The organism is Streptomyces sp. AM 4-1-1 (genome assembly GCF_029167625.1).
Taxonomy (GTDB): Bacteria; Actinomycetota; Actinomycetes; order Streptomycetales; family Streptomycetaceae; genus Streptomyces.
Window position 1 is genome coordinate 3,526,342 of the sequence record NZ_CP119145.1, and the last position, 26,997, is coordinate 3,553,338.

Consider the following 26,997-nt stretch of genomic DNA (forward strand, 5'->3'; position numbering starts at 1 on the left):
ACTCCTTCTTACTTCTTGGACGGGTGCTTGGGCCGCTGCGGGCCCTTGCGCTGTCCGGACTTGGCTTGGCGTGAGGAGCCTGACGCGGGCTTGGCCGCCGGCTTGGACTTGGCGTCCTGGGACTCGTCCTGCTTCTGCAACGAGGTCTTGGGCCCCATGTCGGTGGAATCAGTGCTCTTGTCCGCGCTCTGCTGGGCAGCGGTCTGACGCTTCGCCTTGGACTGGCGCTTGGGCTGCTGTCGCCTGGCCGCCGCGCTCTCGGCCTCGGCGGCCGCGGTGTCGCTCTTGACCACCTTGCCGTCCTCCTGGGGTGCCAGGCCGAGCTTGCCCAGTCCCACGATGAACTTGCGCTCGATGTCGTTGCGGTCGGCACCCTTGGCGACGATCCGCTTGACCGCGTTGCGCTTGGCCCTGCCGCGGACCTCGCCATGAGCGGTGACGCTCTTCAGCACACGTTCCAGGTAGTGGTCCTGCGCCTTGCTGCCCGGCGTCGGGTTCTGGTTGATCACGTACATCTGCTGACCCATGGTCCAGACGTTGGTGGTCAGCCAGTAGACGAGGACACCGACGGGGAAGTTGATGCCCATGACGGCGAAGATCAGCGGGAAGATGTACATCAGCATCTTCTGCTGCTGCATGTAAGGGGTCTTCACCGTCAGGTCGACGTTCTTCGTCATCAGCTGGCGCTGGGTGAAGAACTGCGACGCGGACATCATGACGATCATGACCGCGGTGACGACCCGGACATCGGTCAGGGAGGCGCCCAGACTGGCCACCTTGTCACCGTGGTCCATGAACTTCGCGGCCAGCGGGGCACCGAAGATGTGGGCCTTGCGCGCGCTGTCGAGCAGGGGCTGGTCGATGACGCCGATGGTCTTGCCCGAGGCGATGGCCGAGAGCACGTGGTACAGGGCGAAGAAGAACGGGGACTGCGCCAGGATGGGCAGGCACGAGGAGAGCGGGTTGGTGCCCGTCTCCTTGTACAGCTTCATCATCTCTTCGGACTGACGCTGCTTGTCGCTCTTGTAGCGCTCCTGGATCGCCTTCATCTTCGGCTGGAGCACCTGCATATTGCGGGTGGACTTGATCTGCTTCACGAAGAGCGGGACGAGGCAGATACGGATCAGTACCACCAGGGACACGATGGACAGGCCCCAGGCCCAGCCCGTGTCGTTCCCGAAGATCGCTCCGTACAGCTTGTGGAACTGGACGATCACCCAGGAAACGGGGTACGTGATGAAGCTGAACAGACTGGCAATCGTGTCCACTAATCAGGCTCCTTGAGCATTGGGCGAGGTCTCTGTGGCCAGGCTCGGGGGTTCGGAGACCGCCCCCTGGGGAGGCACAGCATCGGCGGAGTTCCCGCCCTTGCTGCCACGCAGAGCGTTACGCAGCAGCTCGTGCCAACGCGGACGCTTGCGTGGTGGGACATGGTCCACGCCGCCTGGTGACCACGGATTGCATCGCAGGATGCGCCATGCGGTCAGCGCTGTTCCCTTGATGGCACCGTGCCGGTCGATCGCCGTATATCCATAGTGGGAACACGACGGGTAGTAACGGCAGACAGGCCCTAGTAGTGGGCTGATCGTCCACTGATACAGCTTGATGAGAGCCAGCAACGGGTACTTCATCGCGCGCCCCCTCCCAGGAGCCGCTGCAACGCGGCGTCCAGGTCTCGGGCCAGCTGTTCATGGCCGGCGTCACCCGCACCGGGCAACGCACGTACGACAACCAGGCTACCGGGGGGCAGCACGGACAGTCGTTCTCGGACCAGGTGGCGAAGCCTGCGCTTCACCGCTGTGCGTACGACCGCACCACCTACCGCCTTGCTGACAACGAAACCCGCACGCGGCGGGGGAGCACTCTCCCCTGTCGCGTGCGGGTCCGTAGCACCACTACGTAGGTGTACGACGAGTAGCGGGCGTCCGGCCCGACGTCCCCGGCGTACCGCGATCGCGAAGTCCTCGCGCCGCCTCAGCCGATTCTCGGTAGGCAGCACGTCATGACCTGTACGCGATCAGGCGGACAGGTTGGCGCGACCCTTGCCACGGCGGGACGCGAGAATCGCGCGGCCGGCACGGGTGCGCATACGCAGCCGGAAGCCGTGGGTCTTCGCGCGACGACGGTTGTTCGGCTGGAAGGTGCGCTTGCTCACTCGGGGGCTCCAGAAATGATTCGTGTGTTGGCGGGACATCGCCTGGCTGTCACCGTGCGCCCACGAGAAGCTCGCGTAAACGCCTTAGTGCACCGCTTCACGATCACAGATCGTGACCTTTGCCCATCGGAGGCAGGCGGCAGCAGCCATCGACAACTCGACCTGGTCACGGTACGCGCGGCCGCGCCATCCGGTCAAACCCGCACTGTACCGGCTCCCATTGTGCACAGCCTGTGGACAACAACTTGAACCACGCGGGTCGGGCTGACTACCGTGGCTCGACTCCGGCTCTTTTTCTTCCCGCCTGCCGGGCCCCACCCAGACCGACCCATCCCGTCCCGAGAACCACACATTCGTGGGACCTGCGAGAGAGCGTGCCTTGTGGCTGATGTACCTGCCGATCTTGCCGCAGTGTGGCCACGAGTGCTGGAGCAACTCCTCGGGGAGGGCCAGCAGGGCATCGAGCCGAAGGACAAGCAGTGGATCGAGCGCTGCCAGCCGCTCGCACTGGTCGCCGACACCGCGCTGCTCGCCGTGCCCAACGAATGGGGCAAGCGGGTCCTGGAAGGCCGTCTCGCACCGCTCATCAGCGAGACCCTGAGCCGGGAGTGCGGCCGGCCGATCCGCATCGCGATCACCGTCGACGATTCAGCCGGTGAGCCGCCCGCTCCGCCCGCGCCCCCCATGCACCAGTCGCAGCAGTCCCACCGCTACCAGGGCCCGGGGCCGCAGCACGACGAGCACCCGCACAACGACGCGTACGACGGCTACGGCGGGCACCGGCCCCCGGACGACGGCCTGCCGAGCGCCCGCCCCGCGTATCCCGACTATCAGCAGCAGCGCCCCGAGCCCGGCGCCTGGCCGCGCACCCAGGAGGACCTGTCCTGGCAGCAGCCCCGGCTCGGCGGCTTCCAGGACCGCGATCCGTACGCGACGGTCCGGCCGCAGCAGCCTCAGCACGACTACCGGCCGCAGCAGCACGACCGCCGCCAGTACGAGCCGCAGCGCCAGGACCGGCACGACATGCAGGACCCGCAGCAGCACCGGCAGGGCGGACCGGGGACCGGCCGGCCCGGCGGTGGGGCCAGCGGCCCGATGGGCACGCAGCCGTCGCCCGCGCCCGGCCCCGGTGAACCGCACGCCCGGCTGAATCCGAAGTACCTCTTCGACACCTTCGTCATCGGCGCGTCCAACCGGTTCGCGCACGCCGCGGCCGTGGCCGTCGCCGAGGCACCGGCGAAGGCGTACAACCCGCTTTTCATCTATGGGGAGTCGGGGCTCGGCAAGACCCATCTGCTGCACGCCATCGGGCACTACGCACGCAGCCTCTACCCGGGTACCCGGGTGCGTTACGTCAGCTCCGAGGAGTTCACGAACGAGTTCATCAACTCGATCCGCGACGGCAAGGGCGACACCTTCCGCAAGCGGTACCGGGACGTGGACATCCTGCTCGTCGACGACATCCAGTTCCTGGCGAGCAAGGAGTCGACGCAGGAGGAGTTCTTCCACACCTTCAACACACTGCACAACGCCAACAAGCAGATCGTGCTCTCGTCGGACCGGCCGCCGAAGCAGTTGGTGACGCTGGAGGACCGGTTGCGGAACCGGTTCGAGTGGGGTCTGACCACCGATGTGCAGCCGCCCGAGCTGGAGACCCGGATCGCGATCCTCCGGAAGAAGGCGGTACAGGAGCAGCTGAACGCCCCTCCGGAGGTACTGGAGTTCATCGCGTCCCGGATCTCGCGCAACATCCGCGAGCTGGAGGGCGCGCTGATCCGGGTGACGGCGTTCGCGAGCCTCAACCGGCAGCCGGTCGACCTCGGTCTCACCGAGGTCGTCCTCAAGGATCTGATCCCCGGCGGTGAGGACGCGGCTCCGGAGATCACCGCGCCGGCGATCATGGCGGCGACCGCCGACTACTTCGGCCTGACGGTCGAGGACCTGTGCGGATCGTCGCGCAGCCGGGTGCTGGTGACGGCACGCCAGATCGCGATGTACCTCTGCCGTGAGCTGACGGATCTGTCGCTGCCGAAGATCGGCGCGCAGTTCGGCGGCCGTGACCACACGACCGTGATGCACGCGGACCGGAAGATCCGCGCGCTGATGGCGGAGCGGCGTTCCATCTACAACCAGGTCACGGAGCTGACCAACCGCATCAAGAACGGCTGAGCCACGGGCCCGCGGGTGCCGTACCCGTGGGTGCCGCGTGACGCGGGCCGGGCCACGTCTGACGAAAGGCGGGGCGAGCGCGGGCGCGTACGGCCAGGGGTCCGCCGTCGATCACCGGCACCGATCACCGGCTCCTGGTCATCCACCACCGACCGCCCCGATACCGGTCACCCCCTGCCGTACGGCTGAAGACGGCTGAAGGGCGTCCCTGGAGAGACCTGTCTCAGGTGTCCCCGGGGACGCCCTTCGTCGTCATTACGCGGCGCCTTCCCCCGCTCGTCCGGGGCACGTTCCACCGTCCGTCGGCATCGTGGGCGGCTTCCTGCGCGGATCTCCCAAGCCCTTCCGGGGCCTCGTCCAGACTCTCGTCCAGGCTCTTCCAGGGCCTCTTCCTACTCTTCCGGGCTCCGTGCCCGACCCCGTACCGGCGCGTCCGACCCCCGCCCGCCACCCTCTCCACACCCCGGAGCACCCCGCCTTACCCCGGCCGAGGCCCCGAAAACGTCCCCCGGTGTTCGAATACCCACCGCTGACCAGCCGTTCTCCACAGATCCGGGCCGGAACTCCCCTCCACAGCCTGGGGACCACGAAGTTGTCCAGATTGCGTCCACAGGCTCGACTCCCGATACTCCATCAGGCCAGGTCAGCCCCCTGGGGATTTGTGGTCAACAATGATCCACAGGCTGTGGACAAAATATTCGTCCACAGCAGGGCGATCGGGTTGTCCACGGGCAGCCCACAGGACGGGCCAGGTTGTCCCCAGCTTCTCCACAGCCCTGTCCACTGTTCGGCAACGCGACACCCGCTTTCACCACGCAGAGTGAAAGGCGTCACACCAACGAGGCCGGTTGGGCTGTGGGGAACCTGGGTAAAACTGGGGACGGCCCTGGGGAGAAGTGCCCCTCTCCTGTGCACGGGGTGTGCAGAACTTTCCGGCGTCCACAGAAACGCCGAGTTGTCCACCGGTCGCGCCCACAGGGCCGGTGGACAAAAAACCATGGCTGACCAGCGCAAAGAGGGTTATCCACGGTTTCCACAGGCCCTACTACTACTGCCACCTAGAGTTAGCCAGGAATCCGCTTCGAAGTGGGCGCTGTGCACAACTCGGCGCCGGAGCGCTCCGAGCCTCTTGTCGCGACTTGACCCCGAGCAGCACCGAGTGTCGGTGCCGTACGTCAGACTGGTCCCCGGCGGCACATCCGGCTTTCGGCCGGGAGCCCCGATCCAGACGACGAAGGCCAGCAGGGCGAGCGAGCAACAGCAGGAGGCGGTTCCGGTGAAGATCCGGGTGGAGCGCGATGTACTCGCGGAGGCGGTGGCCTGGGTGGCCCGCAGCCTCCCGGCCCGTCCGCCGGCGCCCGTTCTCGCGGGCCTACTGCTGAAGGCCGAGGACGGAGCGCTCAGCTTCTCCAGCTTCGACTACGAGGTCTCGGCCCGGGTCTCCGTCGACGCGGAGATCGAGGAGGACGGCACGGTGCTGGTCTCCGGCCGGCTGCTCGCCGACATCTGCCGCGCCCTGCCGAACAGGCCGGTGGAGATCTCCACCGACGGAGTACGGGCCACCGTGGCCTGCGGCTCCTCGCGATTCACACTCCACACCCTGCCTGTGGAGGAGTACCCGGCCCTTCCGCAGATGCCCACCGCGACCGGCACCGTCCCCGGTGAGGTCTTCGCCTCTGCCGCCGCCCAGGTCGCCATCGCCGCGGGACGCGACGACACGCTGCCCGTGCTCACGGGTGTGCGGATCGAGATCGAGGGGGACACCGTCACGCTGGCCTCCACCGACCGCTACCGCTTCGCGGTCCGCGAGTTCCTGTGGAAGCCCGAGGACCCCGAGGCGTCCGCCGTCGCCCTGGTGCCCGCCAAGACCCTGCTGGACACCGCGAAGGCGCTGACCAGCGGTGACACGGTCACTCTCGCGCTCTCCGGTTCCGGCGCGGGCGAGGGCCTGATCGGTTTCGAGGGTGCCGGCCGCCGGACGACCACCCGACTGCTCGAAGGCGACCTGCCGAAGTACCGGACGCTCTTCCCGACCGAGTTCAACTCGGTCGCGGTGATCGAGACCGCCCCGTTCGTCGAGGCCGTCAAGCGTGTCGCCCTCGTCGCCGAGCGGAACACCCCGGTGCGGCTCAGCTTCGAGCAGGGCGTGCTCATCCTCGAAGCGGGGTCGAGCGACGACGCACAGGCTGTGGAGCGCGTCGACTCCGTGCTGGAGGGCGACGACATCTCGATCGCCTTCAACCCGACCTTCCTGCTGGACGGGCTCAGCGCCATCGACTCCCCGGTCGCTCAGCTGTCCTTCACGACGTCGACGAAGCCCGCGCTGCTCAGCGGCCGCCCGGCCGTGGACGCCGAGGCCGACGACGCGTACAAGTACCTGATCATGCCGGTCCGCCTGTCGGGCTGATCCGGCCGGCGCGGCCTTGTCACGGCGGCGTCCCACGGGCGTGCTCGGCGCTGAGCACGCCCGTGTCGCTGTCCCCGTCCGGGCGTAGGCTCGGTCCCGGGTACGAATCCGGCACAAGCTTAAGGAATCTCTGATGGAGCTCGGTCTCGTCGGCCTCGGCAAAATGGGTGGCAACATGCGCGAGCGCATTCGCCGCGCGGGTCACACCGTCATCGGTTACGACCGGAACCCGGACGTCGCCGATGTGAGCAGCCTCGAAGAGCTCGTGGGCAAGCTGAAGGGCCCGCGGGTGGTCTGGGTGATGGTCCCGTCCGGCGCCGCCACCCAGTCCACGATCGACGAGCTGTCCGGTCTGCTCTCCCCCGGGGACGTCGTCGTGGACGGCGGCAACTCGCGCTGGACCGACGACGAGAAGCACGCGGTCGAACTGGGCATCAAGGGCATCGGGTTCGTCGACTGCGGTGTCTCCGGCGGTGTCTGGGGCCTGGAGAACGGCTACGCGCTGATGTACGGCGGCGAGGCCGAGAACGTGGCGAAGGTGCAGCCGGTCTTCGACGCCCTGAAGCCCGACGGCGACTTCGGCTCCGTCCACGCGGGCAAGGTCGGCGCCGGCCACTTCGCGAAGATGGTCCACAACGGCATCGAGTACGCCATGATGCAGGCCTACGCCGAGGGCTGGGAGCTGCTGGAGAAGGTCGACTCCGTCACCGACGTGCGTGAGGTCTTCCGCTCCTGGCAGGAGGGCACGGTCATCCGTTCCTGGCTGCTCGACCTGGCGGTCAACGCGCTGGACGACGACGAGCACCTGGAGAAGCTCCGGGGCTTCGCGGCCGACTCCGGCGAGGGCCGGTGGACGGTGGAGGCGGCGATCGACAACGCCGTGCCGCTGCCCGCCATCACCGCGTCGCTCTTCGCCCGTTTCGCCTCGCGGCAGGACGACTCGCCGCAGATGAAGATGATCGCCGCGCTGCGCAACCAGTTCGGCGGCCACGCGGTCGAGAACAAGAAGTAGCCCCGCGTCCGCGTCGCGTCGGGTGCGGCCGTCGGTCCGGTGAGGACCGGCGGCCCCCGGGAAGCGGCCGGGACGCGAACGGGCGGCGGTACACAGCAGCAGCACCAGCAGGAAGCCGGGAAGGTCGGCGAACACCATGCACGTCACGCATCTCTCGCTGGCCGATTTCCGCTCGTACGCCCGGGTCGAGGTTCCTCTCGATCCGGGCGTCACCGCGTTCGTGGGACCCAACGGCCAGGGCAAGACGAATCTCGTCGAGGCCGTCGGCTATCTCGCCACGCTGGGCAGCCATCGGGTCGCGTCCGACGCGCCGCTGGTGCGCGTGGGCGCGGAGCGGGCCGTCATCCGGGCCGCGGTCACCCAGGGCGAGCGGTCGCAGCTGATCGAGCTCGAACTCAACCCGGGCCGGGCCAACAGGGCCAGGATCAATCGATCGTCGCAGGTCAGACCCCGTGATGTGCTGGGAATCGTACGGACCGTGCTGTTCGCGCCCGAGGATCTGGCACTGGTCAAGGGCGATCCCGGCGAGCGCCGGAGATTCCTCGACGAACTGGTCACGGCGCGCTCGCCGCGTATGGCGGGGGTGCGCTCGGACTACGAGCGGGTGCTCAAGCAGCGCAACACCCTGCTGAAGTCCGCCGCCATGGCCCGCAGGCACGGCGGCCGTTCCATGGACCTGTCCACGCTCGACGTGTGGGACCAGCATCTGGGGCGGGTGGGTGCCGAGCTGCTGGCACAGCGGCTGGATCTGATCGCCGCCCTGGAGCCGCTGGCGGACAAGGCGTACGCGCGGCTGGCACCCGGCGGGGGCCCGTTGGCACTGGAGTACCGCAGCTCGGTCGGCGCGGGCGACGCGCTCGCGCGCACCCGTGAGGAGCTGTACGGGCAGCTGATCGCCGCGCTGGCGGAGGTGCGCAAGCAGGAGATCGAGCGGGGGGTGACGCTGGTCGGCCCGCACCGGGACGATCTGGTGCTGGGACTGCGGGGGATGCCCGCGAAGGGGTACGCGAGCCATGGCGAGTCCTGGTCGTACGCGCTGGCGCTGCGACTGGCCTCGTACGATCTGCTGCGCACCGAGGGCAATGAGCCGGTGCTGGTGCTCGACGACGTGTTCGCCGAGCTGGACACGCGCCGCCGGGAGCGGCTGGCGGAGCTGGTCGCCGGTGGTGAGCAGGTGCTGGTGACGGCGGCCGTGGACGACGATGTGCCGGGTGTTCTGGCGGGTACGCGGTACGAGGTGTCGGCGGGCGAGGTGGCGCGCGCGTGACCGGCTCCGACGGCTCCCGGCGCCGGAGCGCGGGCGGCTCGGAGGAGGCGCACGGCCGCGACGGCGGTACGGGCGTGGGCGGCGCCTCCGGTGGCGGGAGCCGTTCCGGTGCCCGGGAACCCGGGCCGGACGCCGGGCCGACGGATGGTGGTGAGGCGGGGAGGCAGCCGGAGCCGTCGGGCGTCGATCTGGCCCGGGTGGCGCTGCGGGCGGCGAAGGAGCAGGCGCGGGCGCGGGGCACGGCGGCACAGCAGCGCAAGCAGGCGCGGCGCGGTGGTGGGCTGAGGTCCGGCGCGCGGGCGGACGGCCGTGATCCGCTGGCCCTGGGGGCGGCGATCAACCGGCTGATCACCGAGCGGGGCTGGGAGACCCCGGCTGCGGTGGGCGGGGTGATGGGCCGCTGGCCGGAGATCGTGGGCGAGGACCTGGCGAACCACTGCGCGCCGCTGAAGTACGACGAAGATCCGGCGGAGCGGGTGCTGACCGTGCAGTGCGATTCGACGGCGTGGGCGACGCAGCTGCGGCTGCTGGCGCCCCAGCTGGTGGCCCGGCTGAACGCTGATCTGGGGCACGGCACTGTGAAGTTGATCAAGGTGTTGGGGCCGGGCGGGCCCGCGAAGCGGTTCGGTCCGCTGCGGGCGCCCGGGAGCAAGGGCCCGGGGGACACGTACGGCTGACATGTGCCGAGGAAACGTACGGCCGTGGGGAGTGGTGGCGGCGGAGGGCGCGGCCGTGCGGGTGAGTGGGCGGCGGGCGGGGCGTTCAGCTGATCCGTTCTTCTTGTTCCCACTCCTCTTCCGCGCCCCCCTCACGCCCCCTTGCACGCCTGTGAGCTGGTCCTTTTCCCTCGCTCGCGCCTCGCGCACGCGCCCGCGCGAGGAGGGTGCGCGGGGGGCGTGCGCGGGTCGGGGCGTGCCGGTCGGCGGGGGCCGCTGCCGGGCGCGGACGGTGAGGGGTCCCTCACCGTAGCCGGAGCTTGACAGCCCGAAGCGCTCAACGCCCGTGTGAGCCTCCTGAAGCCCCTTCCCCAATATGGGGAGTCGTCAGGCGCTGGTTCAGGGCGGCACATGCGGACTCAGGCACCGGCAAACCCCCATTCGGGTCGGCGCTACCGGTAGACTGGGGGACAATCCCGCGTGCTCGCGGGAGTCGTCGATACAAGCCGAACGACGCAGCCGCTCCCGCCTGCCCGGAGAACGGCCTGTGCTGTGCCAGAAAGGGCGCTTCGTGGCCGATTCCGGCAACCCCAACGAAACCATCCCGTCCACCCCCGGTGAGTACGGCGAGGTCCCCAACTCGTACGACGCCAGTGCGATCACCGTCCTTGAGGGTCTGGACGCGGTCCGTAAGCGACCTGGCATGTACATCGGCTCGACCGGTGAACGTGGTCTCCACCACCTCGTGCAGGAGGTCGTCGACAACTCGGTCGACGAGGCCCTGGCGGGACACGCGGACATGATCGACGTCACGATCCTCGCCGACGGCGGGGTCCGCGTGGTCGACAACGGCCGCGGCATCCCCGTGGGCATCGTGCCGTCCGAGAACAAGCCGGCCGTCGAGGTCGTGCTGACCGTGCTGCACGCGGGCGGAAAGTTCGGCGGCGGCGGTTACGCCGTCTCCGGTGGTCTGCACGGTGTCGGCGTCTCCGTCGTCAACGCCCTGTCCTCCCGGCTGTCGGTCGAGGTCAAGTGTGACGGCTACCGCTGGACGCAGGACTACAAGCTCGGGGTGCCGACGGCGCCCCTGGCCCGTACCGAGGAGACCGACGAGACCGGGACGACCGTCACCTTCTGGGCCGACGGTGACATCTTCGAGACCACCGACTACTCGTTCGAGACCCTGTCGCGCCGCTTCCAGGAGATGGCGTTCCTGAACAAGGGCCTCACCATCAGGCTCACGGACGAGCGTGAGTCGGCGAAGGCGACCGCGGGCGCGGACGTCGCCGAGGTCGCGGAGGTCACCGAGGAGGAGCAGGCGCGCTCCGTCACGTACCACTACGAGGGCGGCATCGTCGACTTCGTGAAGTACCTCAACGCGCGCAAGGGCGAGGTCATCCACCAGTCGGTGATCGACGTCGAGGCCGAGGACAAGGAGCGACTGCTCTCGGCCGAGATCGCCATGCAGTGGAACACGCAGTACACCGAGGGGGTCTACTCCTTCGCGAACACGATCCACACGCATGAGGGCGGTACCCACGAGGAGGGCTTCCGCGCGGCGCTGACCTCGCTGGTCAACCGGTACGCCCGGGAGAAGAAGCTGCTGCGCGAGAAGGACGACAATCTCACCGGTGAGGACGTCCGCGAGGGTCTGACGGCGATCATCTCGGTGAAGCTGGGCGAGCCGCAGTTCGAGGGGCAGACGAAGACCAAGCTGGGCAACACGGAGGCGAAGACCTTCGTCCAGAAGGTGGTCCACGAGCACCTGACGGACTGGTTCGACCGCAATCCGAACGAGGCCGCGGACATCATCCGCAAGGGCATCGCGGCGTCCACGGCCCGGGTCGCGGCCCGCAAGGCCCGTGATCTGACCCGTCGCAAGGGGCTGCTGGAAAGCGCCTCGCTGCCGGGCAAGCTCAGCGACTGCCAGTCCAACGACCCGACGCAGTGCGAGATCTTCATCGTCGAGGGTGACTCCGCCGGTGGTTCGGCGAAGTCCGGCCGCAACCCGATGTACCAGGCGATCCTGCCCATCCGCGGCAAGATCCTGAACGTCGAGAAGGCGCGGATCGACAAGATCCTCCAGAACACCGAGGTCCAGGCGCTCATCTCGGCGTTCGGCACCGGTGTGCACGAGGACTTCGACATCGAGAAGCTCCGCTATCACAAGATCATTCTGATGGCGGACGCCGATGTCGACGGACAGCACATCAACACCCTGCTGCTGACGTTCCTCTTCCGCTTCATGCGTCCGCTGGTCGAGTCGGGTCACGTCTACCTCTCGCGCCCGCCGCTCTACAAGATCAAGTGGGGCCGGGACGACTTCGAGTACGCGTACTCGGACCGCGAGCGCGACGCGCTGGTGGCACTGGGCAAGCAGAACGGCAAGCGCATCCGCGAGGACTCGATCCAGCGGTTCAAGGGTCTCGGTGAGATGAACGCCGAGGAGCTGCGCATCACGACCATGGATGTCGACCACCGCGTGCTCGGCCAGGTCACGCTGGACGACGCGGCGCAGGCCGACGACCTGTTCTCGGTGCTGATGGGTGAGGACGTCGAGGCGCGGCGCTCGTTCATCCAGCGCAACGCCAAGGACGTCCGCTTCCTCGACATCTGAGTCGGCCGTACAAGCCGCAGCTCGAAAGGACTTTGACCAGCAATGGCCGACGAGAACACCCCTGTCCCCGTGACGCCCGAAGAGGTCCCGCCCGTCGAGGGCGTGGGCATGCGTGTCGAGCCCGTGGGGCTTGAGACGGAGATGCAGCGCTCCTACCTCGACTACGCGATGTCCGTCATCGTGTCGCGTGCGCTTCCCGATGTGCGGGACGGTCTGAAGCCCGTCCACCGCCGGGTGCTGTACGCGATGTACGACGGCGGCTACCGGCCCGAGAAGGGCTTCTACAAGTGCGCCCGTGTCGTCGGTGACGTCATGGGTACGTACCACCCGCACGGCGACTCCTCGATCTACGACGCGCTGGTCCGCCTGGCGCAGCACTGGTCGATGCGGATGCCGCTGGTGGACTCCAACGGCAACTTCGGTTCCCCGGGCAACGACCCGGCCGCCGCCATGCGGTACACCGAGTGCAAGATGATGCCGCTGTCCATGGAGATGGTCCGGGACATCGACGAGGAGACCGTCGACTTCCAGGACAACTACGACGGCCGCAACCAGGAGCCGACGGTTCTGCCGGCCCGGTTCCCGAACCTGCTGGTGAACGGTTCGGCGGGGATCGCGGTCGGTATGGCGACCAACATCCCGCCGCACAACCTGCGCGAGGTGGCGTCGGGCGCGCAGTGGTACCTGGAGCACCCGGAAGCGTCGCAGGAGGAGCTCCTGGACGCCCTGATCGAGCGGATCAAGGGCCCGGACTTCCCGACGGGCGCGCTCGTGGTGGGCCGCAAGGGCATCGAGGAGGCGTACCGCACGGGCCGTGGCTCCATCACGATGCGCGCGGTCGTCGCGGTCGAGGAGATCCAGAACCGCCAGTGCCTGGTGGTCACGGAGCTTCCGTACCAGACCAACCCCGACAACCTCGCGCAGAAGATCGCCGACCTGGTGAAGGACGGCAAGGTCGGCGGCATCGCGGACGTCCGGGACGAGACGTCGTCGCGCACCGGTCAGCGGCTGGTCGTCGTGCTGAAGCGGGACGCGGTCGCCAAGGTCGTCCTGAACAACCTGTACAAGCACACCGATCTCCAGACGAACTTCGGCGCGAACATGCTGGCCCTGGTCGATGGCGTGCCGCGCACGCTGTCGATCGACGCGTTCATCCGGCACTGGGTGACGCACCAGATCGAGGTCATCGTCCGGCGTACGAAGTTCCGGCTGCGCAAGGCGGAGGAGCGGGCGCACATCCTGCGCGGGCTGCTCAAGGCGCTCGACGCGATCGACGAGGTCATCGCGCTGATCCGGCGCAGCCAGACGGTCGACGTGGCGCGTGACGGGCTGATGGGCCTGCTGGAGATCGACGAGATCCAGGCGAACGCGATCCTGGAGATGCAGCTGCGCCGGCTGGCCGCGCTGGAGCACCAGAAGATCACCGCCGAGCACGACGAACTCCAGGCGAAGATCAACGAGTACAACGTGATCCTGGCGTCGCCGGAGCGGCAGCGGCAGATCGTCAGCGAGGAGCTGGCGGCGATCGTCGAGAAGTTCGGCGACGACCGGCGGTCCAAGCTGGTGCCCTTCGACGGTGACATGTCCATCGAGGACCTGATCGCCGAGGAGGACATCGTCGTCACCATCTCGCGTGGCGGCTACGTGAAGCGTACGAAGACGGACGACTACCGCTCGCAGAAGCGCGGCGGCAAGGGCGTGCGGGGCACGAAGCTCAAGGAAGACGACATCGTCGACCACTTCTTCGTGTCGACGACCCACCACTGGCTGCTGTTCTTCACGAACAAGGGGCGGGTCTACCGGGCGAAGGCGTACGAGCTGCCGGACGCCGGACGGGACGCCCGCGGTCAGCACGTCGCCAACCTGCTGGCGTTCCAGCCGGACGAGCGGATCGCCCAGATCCTGGCTATCCGCGACTACGAGGCGGCGCCCTATCTGATCCTGGCGACCAAGGGCGGCCTGGTGAAGAAGACATCACTGAAGGATTACGATTCTCCGCGCTCCGGCGGGGTCATCGCCATCAATCTCCGGGAGATGGGCGACGGATCGGACGGCACGGCCGACGAACTGATCGGCGCCGAACTGGTGTCGGCCGAGGACGACCTGCTGCTCATCAGCAGGAAGGCCCAGTCGATCAGGTTCACCGCGACGGACGACGCGCTGCGTCCGATGGGCCGTGCGACGTCGGGTGTCAAGGGGATGAGTTTCCGCGAAGGGGACGAACTGCTCTCGATGAATGTCGTCAGGCCCGGTACTTTCGTGTTCACTGCGACCGACGGAGGGTACGCGAAGCGGACCCCGGTCGACGAGTACCGAGTGCAGGGCCGTGGCGGTCTGGGCATCAAGGCCGCCAAGATCGTCGAGGACCGCGGATCGCTGGTCGGTGCGCTGGTGGTGGAGGAAACGGATGAGATCCTTGCCATCACCCTCGGCGGTGGTGTGATTCGCACGCGCGTCAGTGAAGTCAGGGAGACGGGCCGTGACACCATGGGCGTCCAACTGATCAATCTGGGCAAGCGTGATGCCGTTGTCGGTATCGCCCGGAACGCCGAGGCCGGTCACGAGGCCGAAGAGGTCGTCGGGACCGAAGAGGTCGACGGGGTCGTGGACGCCGAGGGCGACACGGCCGAGGTTGCCGCTGAAGTCACTGCCGAGGGCACTGAGCCCCCGGCCGGGGAGCACGAGGAGTAGAGCGTGAGTGGAGCCACGGGCGCCGGTTCGGCCGCTTCCGGGACTGGAGCGAGCGGTGCCCGTGGCCCTGCCACGGACTCCCAGGGGGGAACTGTGACGGACACCCGGGGGCCGCAGCCCCAGTACGAGGGTTACGCGACCGGGCCGCTGCCCGGTGAGCGGGAACCCTCCTCGGAGCAGGACAGCGGGCCCTACCACCCGCCGCGGGCCTACCCCTCGCCCGCGGGCGGCACGCCCGCCGACGGGACCCCGGGCGGCAACGCCCAGGCCATGCGGAAGCCCAGGACGGGCGCGCGGACGACTCCGCGTACCCGCAAGGCGCGGCTGCGGGTGGCCAAGGCCGATCCGTGGTCGGTGATGAAGGTCAGCTTCCTGCTCTCCATCGCGCTGGGCATCTGCACGGTGGTCGCGGCGGCGATCCTGTGGATGGTGATGGACGCGATGAGCGTCTTCTCCACCGTGGGCGGCACGATCAGCGAGGCGACCGGCTCGAACGAGGGCAACGGCTTCGACCTCCAGTCGTTCCTGTCGCTGCCGCGGGTCCTCATCTTCACCTCGGTGATCGCGGTGATCGATGTGGTGCTGGCGACCGCGCTGGCGACGCTGGGCGCGTTCATCTACAACCTGTCGGCGGGCTTCGTCGGCGGTGTCGAGCTGACGCTGGCCGAGGACGAGTAGCCCCGTCGACCATCGATTTTGGGACTGGCCACGACGTGCGCTAATCTTCAGAAGTCAGCGCGCAGCGCGGCGGGGCTATAGCTCAGTTGGTTAGAGCGCATCCCTGATAAGGATGAGGCCACAGGTTCAAATCCTGTTAGCCCCACAGTCCGAAGACCTCCGACCGATAGCGGTCGGAGGTCTTCGTCGTTCCGGGTTGTCAGTGGTTGTCAGTGGTTGCTCGCGGTTTGTTCCCTGCTCGCTGTGCGGTGTCCTGGGTGGGGGCCACCGGACCGGGCCCGGTGACTTGGTCCGGTGACGGGGCGGCTCCTCGTGGGTACCCTCTTCAAGAAGGCCGAGAGACAACCACACATGGAGGAAGCTGTGCCAAAGCTCAAGAAGCACTCCGCAGCTGCTCTGGCGGGTGCGGGATCTCTTCTCGATCTCGCGGGCGGGGCCACCTATCGGGTGGCGCGCAGGCGCAAGGCGAGGATGTCCGACGGGGGGACCGATTGGCAGATGGTGGGCGGGGACCTGCGGCGAGCGGCGAAGGCGTATCGCTCGACGACGGCGGACGCGACGGCTCGTTAGCCACCGCGCGTCCCGAGGACGTCGCGGTCCTCGAAGAGAATCCGCGTTCAGAAGAACCGGCCGTGGCGGAAGCGCCGGCGGAGGCGGGAGAACCGGCCGAGGCGGAAGCGCCGGACGTGGCGGGAGGACCGGCCGAGGTGCCGGAGCCGTCCGGGCCGGAGGAGCCGTCCGGGCCGGGGGAACCAGCCCGTTCGGAGCGCATCCCTCGTCCCGGCGGAGGGCTTGTCCGGCACGAGACAGGGTTCGCCGAGGCGATTCCGCTCGTCGAGCCCGCCTCGGTGAGCCAGATCAGGCGCGTGGTGCGCTCCGAGATCAGGCACCGGGGCCCGATCCCCGATCCGGCCACGCTGCACGGCTACGAGGGCGTGCAGAGCGGGTTCGCCGAGCGGATCATGGCGATGGCCGAGCGTGAACAGGCGCACCGGCACGACATGGACCGCCAGGACGCCACTCATGCCTACAAGCTGGCCACCCGTGGTCAGTTCTTCGCGCTCACCGCTCTGGCGATCATGGCGTCGCTCGCCATCACCCTGGCGATTCTCGGTGAGCCCGTCTGGGCGGCGGTCGTCGGTGGCGTGGACGTGGCCGCGGTGGTCGGTGTCTTCATCACGGGGCAGCGCCTCGGCGCCGAGGAGTCACCACCCGTCGGTGGCGCGGCGCCCGAGCGCGCCGCGCTTCCGTCGGGGGAGCCGGACAGCGGCGGTGAGGGGAGCGAAGGGGGTGGCGGCGCGTGAAGCGGCCCCCGGTGGTGTGAGCGTACGAAGAAGCCCCCGCCGGTGTGAACCGGGCCGGGGGCTCTGAGGATCAGGTGGTACGAGGTCACGGTGGCAGCAGCGCGGCGGCGACCGCCGGGTCCAGCTGGCCGGCGCGGAGGGCGTTCATGGTCTCCGCGGCCTCGGCGGGCAGGTGGCGGGTGGCCGGGGAGGAGCCGTGGGCCTCGGCCCGGATGCGCTGCTTCATCGTGGGTGGCAGCGCCCTGTCACGCGGAAGGGCCCATCGGGCCGACGGGACGGTCGCGGTTGCCGCTGTCGCACCCGTGTGCTCCTGGTTCATGGCCGTCGGCTGCGTGGCCGACGCGGAGGCTGTGACGAGGCCGATCGACGCGAGAAGTGCGAAGAAGGCGGTGATGAAGGCGGTCCAGACGCTCTTGGCCCTGAAGGTGCTCATGGCCCCTCACTTTCGGGTGGCGGGATTTGCTTACCTCCCTGATGATGTGGATCGCGTGGTCGATTTCGGTGATTGACGCCCTCCATGCGCCGATCTTCGGATGAACACCACTCTGATGGTGCAATCAGCCTCTATCGGATCAATCCAGACATGGGTTGGTTGTGGAGCGGTGAGGGACGGAGTGCGAAGAGTGCGGGGAACGGGAGCGGAGCAGGCGGTGTCCGGGGCCCGGGGAGGTCACCGATCGGTATCGACCGGTGTGTATAGTCGGGCCGCAGAAGTCCCTCACGTCAAGGAAAGACGAGGTCGCGCGGTGAAGAAGCTTCTCCTGGTCGCACTGGCCGCCATCGGCGGGCTCCTCGTGTACCGCCAGATCCAGGCGGATCGCGCCGAGCAGGATCTGTGGACGGAGGCGACCGACTCCGTGCCCGCAGGTTCGGGTGTGTGAGACGAAACAGCCTGTCGAAGCCCCGGTCGCTCAGCGGCCGGGGCTTCGTGCTGGTCCGGGGGCTTCCGGGCTCCCGAGGGGCGAGGTGGTGGGCGGAGTCGGCGGGCCGTCACGGAGCCGGTGGGCAGTGGGGACGGGTTCGCCTGAGCGAACCGTTTGCTTGCGTGAGCAAAGTGCCGGGTGAGCTGCCGGGTGCGGGGCGCCGGGTGCCGGCTGTGGCGGGGCGATCCGGCACGCGTCGGTTGCGGAGCCGGGCAATCCGTGCGAAGCGGTCAAGACGGTGCCGACCGGAGACAGCCCTGGGGCGGGCGGGGCAGGATGGAACGGCAGTGCGGCCGCTGCCTGGGTGGCCGGAGCGTCGACGGCGGTGCTGAGGCGCGGTGACGGCGTTGGTCGCGGGGCTCGTGCCCGTACACGATCATCGGGCGACCGCACGGACAACGGGGGAAGCGAGTGAAGAGGCAGCGCAACGGAGGCCGGGCCGTCCTGACCGTCATCGCGGCGGCGATCGCGGGGACAGTGGCGGCGACGTGCGTGGTGACGGCGCTGCCGGGCCACGCGTACGCGGCGGACGGGCCCGGTTCGTACACCTTCGATCCGGCGGCCGAGCCGATCAAGGGCACGGAGATCAACAGCGATGCCGCGTCGATGAAGTCCGGGGCGGTGTACCGGAGTTCGATCGGGCCGGGCGGCAAGCTCTACTACCGGCTCGACCTCGACGACGCGACCGACGCGTACGTCTCGGCGGTCGCGGTGCCGAAGGGCGGCGGCGGCAAGGTCGCCTACGGGGACGGCATCACGGTCAGCGTCAAGGACGGCAAGGGGCTGCGGTGCGACTCGCAGGACGCGAGGTTCGGGTCTGCGGAGTTCCCGCGGCCGATCGCCGCGTACGCCGCACGGCTCATCGAGAAGGACGGCAGCAGCTGCCAACAGGCCGGGACGTACAACGTCCTGATCGAGCGTGAGACCAAGCCGACGTCCTCGAACGAGGAATGGGACCTGGAGCTGCGGTACGAGACCGAGCCGGGCCTGAAGTCCGCGGGGTCGGTGCCCACCCAGGCACCGGAGAACTGGCCGTCCGCCTCGCCCCCGCCGCCGACCGGGGGCCAGCAGAGGCGCGCCGGGGGTACGGGCTACCACGACGCGACGAGTCTGGAGACCGGCGAGTGGCGCGACGACATCGAGCCGGGGCGGACGCTCTTCTACCGGGTGCCGGTGGACTGGGGACAGCAGCTCTTCGTCACGGCCGACCTGGGCAGCAGCACGGTCTCGACCAAGTACATCGGTAACGCGCTCGCGGTGGCCCTGGACAACCCGGCGCACGGGCACGTGGACGGCACGACGCTGTCGTACTCGGGCGAGCCCACCTCTGCGGCGCTGGACCCGGTGCCGCCGGTGGCGTACGAGAACCGCTTCGACGCCGGCAACGGCGTCAGCGCGATGCGCTTCGCGGGCTGGTACTACCTGTCGGTGACGCTGAGCCCACAGGTCGGGCAGTCGTACGGGGGCAAGGCGCTTCCGCTCGTCCTCAGGGTGAGCGTCGAGGGCAAGGCGAAGCCGACGCCGTACCAGGGGGCGGCCGGGATCTTCGGTGTCTCGCAGGGCGACCGGGACATGGCGAGGACCGGCCGGAGCGGCGGCTCGCCGGCGGCGGAGAGCGGCACGATGCGGATGGTGGCGGCGGGCGGGATCGGTACGGGCGCCGTGCTGGTGCTCGGGCTCGGCGTGTGGACGCTGCTCGCGCGCCGGCGCGCGGCGGGTTCGGAGGGGGCGGGCCAGGAGGCGGCGGGCCACATGGTCGGTGGCGTGGCGGGTGGGATGGGTGCGGGACCGGGACCGGGCGGGGGGTCCGGGGTCGGTGGGACGCCAGGGCCTGGGGTCGGAGGGGTGCCCGGGGCTGGTGGGATGCCGGGGGTCGGTGGGACGTCAGGGGTTGGTGGGACGTCAGGGGTCGGCGGCCAGCCGCCTCCGGGGCGGTAGGCGGTAGGCCGGGCCGGGCCGGTCGCCGCTGCCCTCGGCTCAGATCCGGGTCAGGGCCCAGATGCCGACCGCGAAACAGATCAGCGCCACCAGCAGAACCGGGACCGCCACCTTCGGGGGCGGTCCCGGCCGCGTCCGCGAGGGCCGGACAGCGGACCCGGGCGCGGGGTGCGGTCCGATGGCGGGGGCCGGTTCGTACGGTGGCGGAGCCGCAGGAGCCATGGGTGAGGTGACGGGGGTGGCGAAGGGGGTGGCCGTCTGGGGGGTGGAGGACATCGGGTGGGTCGGCTGCGTCGGCAGGGGTACCGGGGGTGCCGGGACGGGCGACCGCGGAGGGGACGGCTGCGGAGTTGAGGACTGCGGAGTGGGCGACTGTCGAGGCGGCGGGGCGAGGTGGAAACTGCCGGTCTCGGACATCGAAGCGGGCCGGTACGGGGTCTGTTGGTGCGCGGGGGCCGGGTGAGGTGCGAGCGGGCCGTCGGGGCCGAAGCCGGCGGGCAGGGGGCCGATCTGGTCGAAGACCTCCACGGTCTCCTCGTCCGGGCCCGGCTCGGGCAGCATGTCGACCGCCGCGGTCAGCGCCTTGCGCGCGCCCGTGGCAGTCCGGAACCGGGCCTGCGGGTCCGGTTGCAGCAGCCCGGCGATGACCTGCCACAGCGGCTCGGAAATGCCCTCCGGAGCGCTGGGAGTGCCGTGCGAGGCGAAGTGCTCGATGAGCGCCCGGGAGTCGGGTTTGCGGCCCTGGAGGAGGTAGAGAGCCACGAGACCGACGGCGAAGAGGTCCGCGGGGAAGTCGGGCTCCGCCCCCATCATCTGCTCGGGCGCGAAGTAACCGGGCGTGCCCACCACGTAGTTGGTCTCGGTGAGCCGGGGCTCACCCTTGCGCATCGATATACCGAAGTCGGAGAGGCGCAGATGCGGCCGTCCCGGACCCGTCGCCTCCATGAGGATGTTGGCGGGCTTGATGTCACGGTGCACGACACCCTCCGCGTGCACGGTCGACAGTCCGGACAGCAGCTGGTCGAGCAGGGTGCAGACGAAGCGGGGAGGCAACGGGCCGTAGTCGCCGATGACATGGGCGAGCGAGCCGCCACTCACCAGGTCCATGGTGAACAGGACCTTGTCGTCGTCGGCGGCCCAGCTCGCGGGCGCGAGGACGTGCGGATGCTCGATCCGGAGAGCCTGTTCGCGGACGAAGCGCAGCAGCGTGTGCGCATCGCTCTGCTGAAGGACCTTGGCCGCCACGTAGCGGCGACGGCGGTGGTCCCAGGCCCGCCAGACGGCACCGACCCCACCGCGCCCGATCGGATCGATCAGCTCGTACCGACCGGCGAAGACCTCACCCATTGCGCTGCGCCCGCTCCCCGTCCTCTGTCGGCCGTGCCCGGAGCCTTCCGGGCACGGCCGGTGACCGCGATCTGATTCCGCTCACCGGTACCGGTGCTCCCCTCCGTATCGCACCGGTGTTCCACTTTCTCGCCGTTCGGCCGTCCTGCCGGTCCGTACCGGCTTCAGTTCTGGTGTCCCTCGTAGTGCGCGACCGCGTCGGCGGTGCGGCCGGCGCCGTACACCTTCAGGAACTCTGCCAGCTCGGGATGGGTCGGGGCGAGGGCGTCGGCGGCGTCGATGATGTCACCGGCCGCCGCGACGGACCGCAGGAGCGACTGGATCTCCCGGACCACCCGGCGGACGGTGGGCGCTCCGCCGGTGGCCGAGGTCTGGCCGGAGTTGGTGAGCACGGAGCCGCCCTGGGACTTCTTGATCTCCGTCATCCGGTCGGTGGCCTCTCCCGCGCTGACGCTGCCGTCGGCGACCTGGCTCGCCAGCTCCTGAAGGGCCTGGACACGCTGTACGACGGCGGGGTTGCCGATCTTGGCACGCTGACCGCTCATCAGCTGGGACAGCATGGGCGCGGACAGTCCGAGGACGGCGGCGAGCCGGGCCTGGTTCAGGCCGAGGTCGTCGATCAACCGACGAAACAGCGCCCCCAGCGGCTCTCCGTACCAACTGCGCTGGAGCTCCCGGGCTCTTGCCGTTGCCTCTTGTTGCGCTGCGTCCATGGCGTCTCCCCTTCGCTGCGGCTTCGCTGCTGCGAACCTCGACGAGCATCTTACGGAGAGTGGTCGCCCACGGGGAGCCCTCGGCCTGGTGTGGGATTCCGGCATCGACCCGGTAGTCTGGTCCGCGACGGTTGCCGAGGCGCTGGGGCGTCGGGTGCTGTCCTTCCTCGGGGCCTTAGCTCAGTTGGTAGAGCGCTGTCTTTGCATGGCAGATGTCAGGGGTTCGACTCCCCTAGGCTCCACGTCTGAAAGCCCTCTCGACTTGCGGAAACGCTGGTCAGGAGGGCTTTCTCCATGCCTGGCGATGGTCGGCCCGCGCGGCCCAGGACGCCCTGGGCGGAGCGCGGTTGTCCGGGGCCGTGGTCACGCACCATGGACCGGTCGCCTTTCACGGTGCCGTCGGCGCTGTCGATGCCGCCCTCCCCGATCTGAACCAGCGCGGGGGCCCCGGTGAACCCGGCTACGGGGGAGAAACCGGGTCAGCCTCCGTGTCGCCGGGGCCTGGCGTTGTCCGCATGAGCCGGCGGGTGCGGTCTCTCTTGTGCTACTGGAGCTGAGCCTCGAAGACCGACCGGTTGAAGTATGCCTTCGCCTCGCGAATCAGCCCCGTTTCACCGATCTCGTAGACATTGATGCCGGCCCAGTTGACCGACTTGCCGTCGAGCGAGACGGCGGCCCCGCGCCAGGAGACGGCCACGGAGTTACCGACGATGTGGGCCTCGGTGGGGGTCAGGCCCAGGAAGGGATCGAAGCTGGGGATCACCGACTTGACGAAAGCCCGGATGGCCTCGCGGCCCTCGATCGGGTCCGCGCCGACCGGGTCGTGGAACGTCGCGTGCTCCTCGAACGCGTCGGCCCAGGCATCCGCGTCCCCCTTCTGGGATGCGGTGAAGAACTGCAGGACGGACTTGGGCATGGCGGGGAATGTCATGGGTCTCTTTCTCTCTTGATGGGGCGTCCGGCGGATGCGAGGAGTGTGTCGGGCCCCTGCGGGTCAGCCGACGGCACTCTCGGTGTGGTGGTCGTAGCGGCGAGCGGCGGGCAGTACGGCGAGTCCGGCCAGGGCCAGCACGCCCTGCACGGTGCAGACGCCGCTCCAGCCGTAGGCGCCGTAGCAGGCGCTGGCGAGAGCCGCGGAGACAGCCCCACTGAGGAACACCGCGACCATGTAGACGGTGTTGGCGCGGCTGCGGGCCTCGGGGAGGTAGGAGAAGATCCTGGCCTGGTTGGCGATCTGGCTCCACTGCACGGCGACGTTCACCAGCACGATCGCCATGATCATGAAGGCCGGGGTGCTGCCCCCCAGCGCGTAGGCCCCGCTTGAGACGAGGGCGAGTACGAGCGAGGCGGCGATGATCGGGCTCGCTCCCCGGCGATCGACGAACCGGCCTGCCCAGGGAGCGGCGAAGGCTCCCGCGAGGCCGAGCAGTCCGAAGAGGCCGGCCGTCGCGCTGCTGTATCCGTACGGCTCGCCGGTGAGGACCAGGACGAGCGTGGCCCACGTGGCGGTGTACGCGCCGAAGAGCGCGCCGTGCAGCAGGCAGGCGTGCCGCAGCGCGGGCTCCTGGCGCAGCAGTCGGGGCAGCGAGATCAGCAGATCTCGGTAGGGCATGGCGGGCCGGGCCGACTCGCGGGGCAGCAGCAGCAGGGTGATCAGGCCGGTGAGGGCGGTCAGGACGGCGGCGAGGATGTAGACCGCGCGCCAGCCGAACGCCTCGCCCACGAGGCCACCGATGACGCGGGAGCCGATGATGCCGCTCATCAGGCCGATCTGCACGTTGGCGACGATCGAGGCCCGTTTCTCGGGCGGTGCGAGCTCGGAGGCCAGAGGCACCAGGACCTGGGGCACGACGGTGGCGCAACCGATCAGCGCGGCCGCCGCGGCGAGCACCGACAGGCCGGGTGCGGCGGCGGCGATCAGCAGCATGAGGACGGTGGCCGCGAGCATGGCCGTCAGCAGCGGACGCCGGCGGCGCACGTCGCCGAGCGGGACCAGGAAGAGGATGCCCGCGGCGTACCCGAACTGCGCGCAGGTGACCACGATCCCGGCTGCTGAGTCCGAGATGCCCAGGTTCCGGGCGAACAGGTCGAGGAGGGGCTGCGCCAGGTAGACGTTGGCGACGGTGGCGCCGCTGCAGACCGCCATCATCAGGAACAGGGCGGGGTGGACGGCGGGGCCCGACGGGTCCTTGGTGAGGCGGGCCGGTCCCGGGGCGGCCGGCGCGGGGGCGGTGTCCGATTCGGACATGGGATTCCCTAGGTGTCGAGATCGGGTGGGGGTGGAAGCGCCGGTGCCGGCCCTGCTTGTCAGTCGTGGAAGGCGGCGATGGCGGATCTCTCCTCGTTGGACATCGGCGGGGCGGTTCAGCGGGATCTGGATGACGTCGACGATTCCCGAGCGCATGGCCGCCTCCAGATCGGTGATGGTGCCGCCGCCGAAGGCGCCGTCGCGCCAGAAGGTGGCCCCGATCAGCCCGGTCCGGCCTCGCTCGCGCTCCTGGACGGCGCCGGTTCATGGCTGGCGTCTCCGTTCCCGGAGATTCGGGGAAGCTCATGGGTGCCATTTAAACCAACCGGTTGGTTTAAATCAACCGGACGGTTTGGTCAGGGCCTGTTCGTAGATCTGTGCCATGCCTGAACGGCTCGCTGGGGGCGGGCACTATGTGACGTCAGCCGTTCAAGGAGGAACCGACGAGTGAGCTCACGCTCGGAGCAGACGAGAAACCGCATCTACGAGGCCGCGCTGGAGGAGTTCGCCCGTGTCGGCGTCGCGGGAGCGCGCGTCGACCGCATCGCGCAGGCGGCCCAGGCCAACAAACAGGCCATCTACCTCTATTACGGGGACAAGGACACGCTCTTCTCCACCGTCCTGGGCCGCGCCCTCGACGAGCTGGCCGAGGCCGTGCCGCCCTCGTCCGGGGCCGGTGAGGTCGCCGACTACATCGACCGGCTCTTCACCTACCACCAGGAGCATCCGTCGATCCTGCGGCTGCTGCTGTGGGAGGCGCTGGAGTACCCCAAGGTGCCCGTGCCCGACGAGGTATCCCGTACGGCCCACTACCAGGAGAAGGCGAGATCGGTCGGCGACATGGGGGCGTTCGCGGGCCCGGGCGGAAAGGGCCTGGACTCCCGGGCCGCGCTGCTGCTCTTCACGGGCCTGGTCGGCTGGCCGCTGGCCGTTCCGCAGGTCACCCGCATGATCATGGGCGACGATCCGGAAGCCCTCGACCGGGTCAAGCAGGCCGCTGTCGCCGCCGCTCAGGCGATCGCCGGCCAAGCCTGAGCCCCCGGCGGACGCGCGCAAGGGCGGCCGGAACCGATCCGGACGCCCTTGCGTGGTCCGGTCCCGGGTCAGCCGGTGGCCAGTCCGAACGGTTTCGGCGAGATTCTCACCCATGATCCGGTCACGAGCCGCGGGATGATCCCGCACTGTCCGCTCGATCAGGATTCGGTTGCTGTGCACGTCTGCGGAAGGGGCGTCGGAGCCGAACAGGCAGTGCTCGGGCACCTCCGCGGCTGTCAGGCGCGGCGCCGGTGACACGAATGACGAGCCGAGGTCCAGGTGGAGGTTCGGGATCTCCTTCACGAGTTCGATGGTCTTCGTGCCCATCGGTGGGTACGTCCGGGGCCTCGGAGCCCGGCACTGGGCGGGAGAGGTGCGCCATGAAGGGAGAGCAGGCCAGGCCCGTGGCCAGGAGAAGGGGGGCGAGGCGCAGCCAGCCGGGGAGGCCCAGGGCCGGCGGGAGCGCGCTCATGATCGCCGGTGACGCCCCCTCGGCCAGGCCGTGGCCCAGCCGAAGACCCCGGCGTACTGGCCCTGCGCGCCGGCCGGGGCGAGGCCGAAGGAGTACTCGGCCGAGGCCGCGGAGTGCCAGATCTCGCCGAGGGTGTACGCGGCCGTCCCCGCCGCCAGGAGGAGGACGGCCAGTGGGCTCGGGGGCTTCTCGGCCGGCGCCATCAGGACCAGGCCCGCCGAGATGGCCACGCCCGCCCACCGCATCGCCCGTCCCGCGGACGGCACGTCGCCGACGCTCCGGCTGAAGCGGACCTGGAGGACGACCACCAGGATCGTGTTCGGGACGAGCATCGCGGAGGTCGTCCACCGGGGAGCGGCGGTGTGTTCCACGATCCACGGCGGGAGCAGGAACATGGGGACCTGTCGGCGAATGCTCCTCGAAATCATGCCGGGTCATGGGCGGACCGGTGTGCGCGTCTGATCGCCGGGCGTGTCAGCCGGTCACCGGCGTGCCCGGGGTCATGTCGTACGCCGTGTGGACCGGGGCTGGGCGGGTGCCGTCGTTGAGCCGGCGTTCCCACTGGGCGTCCAGTTGTTCGCGGGTCCCGGGTTCCAGCTCGGTGGGCAGCAGGTGGCGGTAGCGGGTGTCCTCGCCGAGCAGGACCTTGACGGTGGTGTCGTAGACGGGCTCGGGGTCGTACTGCTCGTGCGGGAAGGCCAGCCGGGAGTAGTCGAACAGGCGTTGTCCGGGGTCGTCGCGCCAGGTCTTCCAGGTCTCGAACATGGTGTCGTTGAAGCCGGTGAGGAAGGGCCCGGGATTGATCGTGGCCACCGTGATCCCGAACTCGGCGAGCTCCTGGTCGAGGGCGTCCGCGAACGCCTCCACCGCGTGTTTCGAACCGGCGTAGGCGCCCGTGAAGGGGTCCACGGTCAGTCCGGCGACCGACGACATGAAGACGATCCTGCCGCTCCGGCGCGCGGCCATCCGCCTGGCGAAACCCTGCGTGAGCAGGATCGGTCCGAAGACGTTGACCTCGAACTGACGGCGCAGACGGTCGGCGGGGATGTCCACCGTCGAGCCGCCCTCGGAGATGCCCGCGTTGTTGAGCAGCACTTCGACGTCCCACGTCCAGGCGTTCTCCCGGTCGTCGGGGTCGGTGACGTCCAGTTTCTCGACCCGGAGCTCCGCGCCCCGCTGCTGGGCCGCCGCCCGTATCTCCGAGACCTGGGCGATGATCTCCACGCCCGCGATCACGTCGTGACCGGCCGAGGCCAGCCGCAGCGCGACCTCCTTGCCGAATCCGGTGCCCGCTCCGGTGATCAGAATCGTTCCTGTTCCCGTCATGCCGGTTCCGCCTTTCCGCGCCGTTTTTGGTGGGTGCGT

Annotated in this window: 25 protein-coding genes and 2 tRNA genes; 16 read left to right on the forward strand and 11 right to left on the reverse strand. The window is 69.3% G+C overall.

Annotated elements, in window-relative coordinates; genetic code table 11:
• Positions 1-8: 8 nt before the first annotated feature.
• From yidC to rpmH, 4 genes are read right to left on the reverse strand one after another with little or no spacing between them, the layout of a single operon-like run.
• Positions 9-1,268 (reverse strand): membrane protein insertase YidC, encoded by a 1,260-nt coding sequence (gene yidC, locus PZB75_RS15080; RefSeq protein ID WP_275535807.1) that lies wholly within the window; start codon positions 1,266-1,268, stop codon positions 9-11.
• 3 nt (positions 1,269-1,271) lie between these two features.
• Entirely contained in the window at positions 1,272-1,631 is a 360-nt protein-coding gene (gene yidD / locus PZB75_RS15085) for a membrane protein insertion efficiency factor YidD (protein WP_275535808.1), read from the reverse strand.
• On the reverse strand, positions 1,628-1,999 hold the full coding sequence (gene rnpA, locus PZB75_RS15090; protein ID WP_275535809.1) for a ribonuclease P protein component: 372 nt from the start codon (positions 1,997-1,999) through the stop codon (positions 1,628-1,630). Before rnpA ends, yidD begins: the two co-directional genes overlap by 4 nt.
• Positions 2,000-2,017: 18 nt before the next feature.
• Positions 2,018-2,155 carry a 50S ribosomal protein L34 gene (rpmH, locus tag PZB75_RS15095; RefSeq protein WP_030930485.1) on the reverse strand — a complete coding sequence of 46 codons (138 nt, stop codon included), beginning with the start codon at positions 2,153-2,155 and terminating at the stop codon, positions 2,018-2,020.
• 381 nt (positions 2,156-2,536) lie between these two features.
• On the opposite strand from rpmH, the gene dnaA reads away from it, so the two are divergent.
• The 11 genes from dnaA (at position 2,537) to PZB75_RS15150 (ending at position 16,956) form a co-directional block, all read left to right on the forward strand.
• Positions 2,537-4,324, forward strand: coding sequence for a chromosomal replication initiator protein DnaA (gene dnaA, locus PZB75_RS15100; RefSeq protein WP_275535810.1), 1,788 nt, complete (start codon positions 2,537-2,539; stop codon positions 4,322-4,324).
• 1,276 nt (positions 4,325-5,600) lie between these two features.
• Positions 5,601-6,731, forward strand: coding sequence for a DNA polymerase III subunit beta (gene dnaN, locus PZB75_RS15105; RefSeq protein ID WP_275538722.1), 1,131 nt, complete (start codon positions 5,601-5,603; stop codon positions 6,729-6,731).
• A 133-nt stretch (positions 6,732-6,864) separates the two neighbouring features.
• Positions 6,865-7,743 carry a phosphogluconate dehydrogenase (NAD(+)-dependent, decarboxylating) gene (gene gnd / locus PZB75_RS15110; RefSeq protein ID WP_275535811.1) on the forward strand — a complete coding sequence of 293 codons (879 nt, stop codon included), beginning with the start codon at positions 6,865-6,867 and terminating at the stop codon, positions 7,741-7,743.
• Positions 7,744-7,879: 136 nt separating this feature from the next.
• The gene (gene recF / locus PZB75_RS15115; protein ID WP_275535812.1) at positions 7,880-9,010 is read left to right on the forward strand and encodes a DNA replication/repair protein RecF; all 1,131 of its coding nucleotides are present in this window, start codon (positions 7,880-7,882) and stop codon (positions 9,008-9,010) included.
• A gap of 74 nt (positions 9,011-9,084) precedes the next feature.
• On the forward strand, positions 9,085-9,687 hold the full coding sequence (locus PZB75_RS15120; RefSeq protein WP_275538723.1) for a DciA family protein: 603 nt from the start codon (positions 9,085-9,087) through the stop codon (positions 9,685-9,687).
• Between the two features lie 526 nt (positions 9,688-10,213).
• Positions 10,214-12,283 (forward strand): DNA topoisomerase (ATP-hydrolyzing) subunit B, encoded by a 2,070-nt coding sequence (gene gyrB / locus PZB75_RS15125; RefSeq protein WP_275535813.1) that lies wholly within the window; start codon positions 10,214-10,216, stop codon positions 12,281-12,283.
• A 42-nt stretch (positions 12,284-12,325) separates the two neighbouring features.
• On the forward strand, positions 12,326-14,974 hold the full coding sequence (gyrA, locus tag PZB75_RS15130; RefSeq protein ID WP_275535814.1) for a DNA gyrase subunit A: 2,649 nt from the start codon (positions 12,326-12,328) through the stop codon (positions 14,972-14,974).
• 93 nt (positions 14,975-15,067) lie between these two features.
• Positions 15,068-15,652, forward strand: a complete 585-nt coding sequence (locus PZB75_RS15135) for a DUF3566 domain-containing protein (protein ID WP_275535815.1) — start codon at positions 15,068-15,070, stop codon at positions 15,650-15,652.
• Positions 15,653-15,723: 71 nt separating this feature from the next.
• Positions 15,724-15,797, forward strand: a tRNA-Ile gene (locus tag PZB75_RS15140).
• Positions 15,798-16,015: 218 nt separating this feature from the next.
• Positions 16,016-16,222, forward strand: coding sequence for a hypothetical protein (locus tag PZB75_RS15145; protein WP_275535816.1), 207 nt, complete (start codon positions 16,016-16,018; stop codon positions 16,220-16,222).
• A gap of 62 nt (positions 16,223-16,284) precedes the next feature.
• Complete coding sequence (locus tag PZB75_RS15150) at positions 16,285-16,956, forward strand: DUF2335 domain-containing protein (protein ID WP_275535817.1); 672 nt, start codon at positions 16,285-16,287, stop codon at positions 16,954-16,956.
• 85 nt (positions 16,957-17,041) lie between these two features.
• On the opposite strand, the gene PZB75_RS15155 is transcribed toward PZB75_RS15150, so the two are convergent.
• Positions 17,042-17,389: a DUF6344 domain-containing protein gene (locus PZB75_RS15155; RefSeq protein ID WP_275535818.1), complete on the reverse strand. Its 348-nt coding sequence runs from the start codon at positions 17,387-17,389 to the stop codon at positions 17,042-17,044.
• A 313-nt stretch (positions 17,390-17,702) separates the two neighbouring features.
• On the opposite strand from PZB75_RS15155, the gene PZB75_RS15160 reads away from it, so the two are divergent.
• Together PZB75_RS15160 and PZB75_RS15165 are read left to right on the forward strand one after the other, a co-directional pair.
• Complete coding sequence (locus tag PZB75_RS15160; RefSeq protein ID WP_003958712.1) at positions 17,703-17,837, forward strand: DLW-39 family protein; 135 nt, start codon at positions 17,703-17,705, stop codon at positions 17,835-17,837.
• A gap of 453 nt (positions 17,838-18,290) precedes the next feature.
• On the forward strand, positions 18,291-19,817 hold the full coding sequence (locus PZB75_RS15165; RefSeq protein WP_275535819.1) for a hypothetical protein: 1,527 nt from the start codon (positions 18,291-18,293) through the stop codon (positions 19,815-19,817).
• 39 nt (positions 19,818-19,856) lie between these two features.
• Here the strand turns inward: PZB75_RS15165 and PZB75_RS15170 are convergent, their stop codons facing one another.
• Entirely contained in the window at positions 19,857-21,164 is a 1,308-nt protein-coding gene (locus PZB75_RS15170) for a serine/threonine-protein kinase (RefSeq protein ID WP_275535820.1), read from the reverse strand.
• 164 nt (positions 21,165-21,328) lie between these two features.
• The gene (locus tag PZB75_RS15175; RefSeq protein WP_275535821.1) at positions 21,329-21,877 is read right to left on the reverse strand and encodes a DNA-binding protein; all 549 of its coding nucleotides are present in this window, start codon (positions 21,875-21,877) and stop codon (positions 21,329-21,331) included.
• Between the two features lie 169 nt (positions 21,878-22,046).
• Between PZB75_RS15175 and PZB75_RS15180 the strand changes: the two genes are divergently transcribed.
• A tRNA-Ala gene (locus PZB75_RS15180) sits at positions 22,047-22,119 on the forward strand.
• Between the two features lie 302 nt (positions 22,120-22,421).
• On the opposite strand, the gene PZB75_RS15185 is transcribed toward PZB75_RS15180, so the two are convergent.
• Positions 22,422-22,808 (reverse strand): nuclear transport factor 2 family protein, encoded by a 387-nt coding sequence (locus tag PZB75_RS15185; protein ID WP_275535822.1) that lies wholly within the window; start codon positions 22,806-22,808, stop codon positions 22,422-22,424.
• 63 nt (positions 22,809-22,871) lie between these two features.
• Positions 22,872-24,125 (reverse strand): MFS transporter, encoded by a 1,254-nt coding sequence (locus PZB75_RS15190; protein ID WP_275535823.1) that lies wholly within the window; start codon positions 24,123-24,125, stop codon positions 22,872-22,874.
• Between the two features lie 78 nt (positions 24,126-24,203).
• On the opposite strand from PZB75_RS15190, the gene PZB75_RS15195 reads away from it, so the two are divergent.
• Both PZB75_RS15195 and PZB75_RS15200 read left to right on the forward strand, forming a co-directional pair.
• A complete protein-coding gene (locus tag PZB75_RS15195) occupies positions 24,204-24,515 on the forward strand; it encodes a hypothetical protein (protein WP_275535824.1) in 312 nt (103 codons plus the stop codon).
• Positions 24,516-24,572: 57 nt separating this feature from the next.
• Positions 24,573-25,160: a TetR family transcriptional regulator gene (locus PZB75_RS15200; protein WP_275535825.1), complete on the forward strand. Its 588-nt coding sequence runs from the start codon at positions 24,573-24,575 to the stop codon at positions 25,158-25,160.
• Positions 25,161-25,628: 468 nt separating this feature from the next.
• On the opposite strand, the gene PZB75_RS15205 is transcribed toward PZB75_RS15200, so the two are convergent.
• A complete protein-coding gene (locus tag PZB75_RS15205; protein ID WP_275535826.1) occupies positions 25,629-26,027 on the reverse strand; it encodes a hypothetical protein in 399 nt (132 codons plus the stop codon).
• A gap of 79 nt (positions 26,028-26,106) precedes the next feature.
• Positions 26,107-26,958, reverse strand: coding sequence for an SDR family oxidoreductase (locus tag PZB75_RS15210; RefSeq protein WP_275535827.1), 852 nt, complete (start codon positions 26,956-26,958; stop codon positions 26,107-26,109).
• Between the last annotated feature and the right edge of the window lie 39 nt (positions 26,959-26,997).